Annotated in this window: 1 protein-coding gene; it reads right to left on the reverse strand. The window is 74.3% G+C overall.

Annotated features, from left to right (window positions below; translation table 11 throughout):
* Positions 1–285: redoxin domain-containing protein (locus G3I78_RS49695; protein ID WP_343244049.1), on the reverse strand; the 285-nt coding region annotated here is incomplete at its 3' end.
* Positions 286–408: the final 123 nt, after the last annotated feature.

The following is a 408-nucleotide window of genomic DNA, read 5'->3' on the forward strand; positions in this document are numbered from 1 at the left end:
CGCCCACGCCTTCTGCGTGAAGACCGAGTCGCACGAGATGCCCAGCAGCGTGAAGCCGGCGGCCTCGAAGTCCTCGAGGTTGTCGCGCAGCTCGCAGAGCTCGCCCGTGCAGATGCCGGAGAACGCGAACGGGTAGAACACGAGGAGCACCGGCCCGCCGCGCAGGTCGGCGAGGTGGACGGGCGTGCCGTGCGTGTCGGGCAGCGTGAAGTCGGGCGCCGGGTTTCCCGGCGCGGGCGGCACGGCCCGCAGGGCCGTCGCCCCCCCGTCAGCGACCGCGGCCACGGGTCCCGAGCTTCGTCGCGGACCAGTCGGGCGCGATGGCGAACGTGCTCGTCGCGTGCAGCCCGGCCGTGGTCGCGGCCTCCTGGATGTCGTTGTGGCCCACGTGCCCGGACCGGCCCGGCT

The organism is Streptomyces sp. SID13726 (assembly GCF_010548375.1).
GTDB lineage: Bacteria > Actinomycetota > Actinomycetes > Streptomycetales > Streptomycetaceae > Streptomyces.